The sequence below is a fragment of the Allobosea sp. P1_A7 genome (assembly GCF_056406775.1).
This window is the reverse complement of sequence record NZ_JBFTZN010000462.1, coordinates 1-2,796: the sequence shown is the minus strand read 5'-3', so window position 1 is coordinate 2,796 and position 2,796 is coordinate 1. Positions and strand designations below refer to the sequence as shown.

Annotated in this window: 3 protein-coding genes and 1 pseudogene; all 4 read left to right on the top strand. The window is 60.0% G+C overall.

What is annotated here, in order from left to right:
- Window positions 1-125, top strand: a pseudogene (locus AC1D34_RS36245) (IS5-like element ISNeu3 family transposase); the annotation flags it as partial.
- A 253-nt stretch (window positions 126-378) separates the two neighbouring features.
- A complete protein-coding gene (locus AC1D34_RS36240; protein WP_476826871.1) occupies window positions 379-606 on the top strand; it encodes a hypothetical protein in 228 nt (75 codons plus the stop codon).
- Window positions 603-743 carry a hypothetical protein gene (locus tag AC1D34_RS36235; protein ID WP_476826870.1) on the top strand — a complete coding sequence of 47 codons (141 nt, stop codon included), beginning with the start codon at window positions 603-605 and terminating at the stop codon, window positions 741-743. The genes AC1D34_RS36240 and AC1D34_RS36235 overlap by 4 nt, the downstream gene beginning before the upstream one ends.
- Before the next feature lie 227 nt (window positions 744-970).
- On the top strand, window positions 971-1,507 hold the full coding sequence (locus AC1D34_RS36230; protein ID WP_476826869.1) for a CinA family protein: 537 nt from the start codon (window positions 971-973) through the stop codon (window positions 1,505-1,507).
- Window positions 1,508-2,796 lie beyond the last annotated feature (1,289 nt).

Genomic DNA, 2,796 nt, shown 5'->3' with positions numbered 1-2,796 from the left:
ACCGGATCGAGCGATGCTTCAATCGCCTCAAGCACTTCCGCCGCTTCGCCACACGCTACGACCGCAGAACCATCCACTTCACAGGCTTCGTCCACCTCGCCGCAGCAATGATATGGCTACGCTGAATGTCGATCCGCTCTAGGTTATCTTTAATGATAACCTAAAGAATAGTGCGTCGGCCAACAGAGCCCTGCTTTCGATATTTCAAAATTCGAAGCAATTCCGACGTTTCGTGACCGGTGGCCCAAGCAACTTTGTAAGCCGCAGAGGCCCAGTTTCGGTTTGCCGAAATCCGTCGTCGCGGCGCGCTGTTCCCACAGAACACTCGACCGTCCCCAAGCCGCCTCCGGGCGGCATTTTCATATCTGGAGCACTGCGATGACACGTCGCATCAGCGATGAAGGCCTGGCGCTGATCAAGCGTTGGGAAGGCTGCCAGCTGGCCGTCTCAATCGCTGGGTGCGCAACGATGAGCGGTGATTTCTGCGAAACAGCACGCGCCTTCCGGCCTACCGCTCATGCCGTTGCTGCGATGTCTGATCGCGAGAAGACGGACATCCTCAAGCACAACGAACATAGCGAAAGGCAATGGGGATGGAAGCCGTGAACGCGAAACGCGAGATCACCAGCGGTAATCTTTGGTCGATCATCACCACCGTCGTCTCCTCGCTTCTGACGCTCGGGGCGACGCTCGTCGTTCTCTCCTTGGCCTACGGTGATCTGCGCGGCCGACAAGCTTCATGACCTGCGGATTGACGCGCTGGAACGCCAGTTCTCTCAGCGCCTGACCGCGCAATCCGACACCGACAAGCGACTTTCCGCCATCGAGGGCGATATCCGCGTGATCCGCCAAATCCTCGATCCGCAGGGGAAATCGCCTCGCTAAACAGCGGCGTAGGGCAGTATGGACCGCGCGCTTTTCGGAGTACGATAACAGCCATCGGAAGGGCCGATTGAGGCGAGGCATCCAAATGTCACTGGACATCTTGCACGAACTTCCAACTTCGTCAGTTCCGCCCGCATCTGCTCTTGCTGAGCTTCTCCTTTCGCAGCTCTCTGCCCGAGGCCAAACGGTCGTTACAGCTGAATCCTGCTCTGCAGGCTCGCTGGCGCACCTTCTGTCTTCCGTGCAGGGCGCCGCGAACTCGCTCACCGGCGGATTTGTCACCTATCGCAAGTCCGCGAAAGAGCGACTGCTGGGGATCAACCCGGAATTGCTTGCGGAATTTGGCGCGGTTTCTGAAGCGATTGCTCGCGCGATGGCCGTGAACGCCATTGAGCGCAGCGGTGCTGACTTGGCCATCGCTCTGACGGGCGTGACCGGGGTTGAGCCTGATGAAGACGGCAACCCTATTGGACGCGTACATGTAGCCGCCGTCATGGCCGATGGAACGGTGAAGCACCGCCACTGTGAGTTCGGCAAATCGAGCCCAGATGTTCTACTGCACGCCGCGCTTCAGTCCGCGTTGCTTACTGCGCTCGATCTGATCGCCGAGCCGAAACACTAATCGCAGACACCAGCCCTTCCCTTGGCCCTCTGCGAGCAATCCACCCAGGCCTTGGTGCCGGCTTTGGGGCTGACGTTCTTCGGAGGTTCCCTTGCTCCATAAGTGTTTCGACCCCGCTGCTCCGAAAGGGGCAGCGGGTCCTTTGGGCTGCCATGATGCGCTAAAGCAATCCTTGGAACAGATAACGTCCGGCGATTGGATTATGGTCCAATCAGCCGCTTTGCTTGCTGCACCGCCTCCATGCATTCGGCCTCACGACCCGCGCGATCCAACCCCTTAGCCCGATCGAGCGCGGCAGACGCTTCTGCCTTGTTCGCCGTACCGGCCGACCGACCCTTCGCCTGCTCGGCAGCTGTGGATTGGCCTTCAGTCTGGCGACGGACATCTTCAGGCGACGTTGCCTTACCTTGAGCTTCTCGGCTCATAATTGCCGCCGGCGGATGTTGTGCTGCCCCGGCGCCAGACTGGCTTGTACCCGCAACGACCGACGTCGGCCCAGAACCCGCGTCCGTCGCAGCCAATGTCTTTGTGAGGGCTTCGACTTCCCCGGTGCAGGGACCCGCGAATGCTATGCTGGCCTGAACAGCAGATGCGAAACAGGCCACAGAGAAACAGCGTGAGAGTTTCATGATTGGTGCTCCCGTTGCTCAAGGCACGGACAACCGCGACCCAAAAACGCGTAGGCGTTTTCGAATGTTCCGGGCCGGCGCGTCGCTTGAACTTGCTCGACCGGGAACCGAGACCAGCAGCTGCGTTGCCTCGGGCTCTCACCGCCGGGGGCCTTCAGCGTTGAGGCGGCAACCTGGGATCACCGCGGTTCGCACTCCCGGGGTCGGACCGAAACACGGATGGTGGCTGAGCGGYGGCTACGGCGACTGCAAGCATCACTGCAATCATAATCCAAAGCCACGAATCGACGTCGGGCAGCCGAGGCCGTTTCATTTGAGCTCCGCCAAGTTAAGGAACTGAGCCCCGGGAAAGCCATTAACGCCACCTTGTACTTATGTTCCTTATGGGTGTTTGCCGCAATGTCGGGTCGCGTCAGCCGGCCGCTCGGCTTGGTGCTTCTCTTGAAACGGGCCCGTCGCTCCGAAAGGGGTGGCGGGCTTCTCTTTTGGGCCGGTAGGAGTCAAGCAAAAGCGCCCGCCGCCGATCGCTTTGGGTGATTATCCGACAAGCCTCTGCGCCACGCTGCGCGATAATGAGTTCCCGCCAGGGGGCTGGCTTCTCTGCGAAGTCGGCGCTGAGCCGCTTCATGATCGGGTCGGATGGAGAGGCGTCTCAATCTT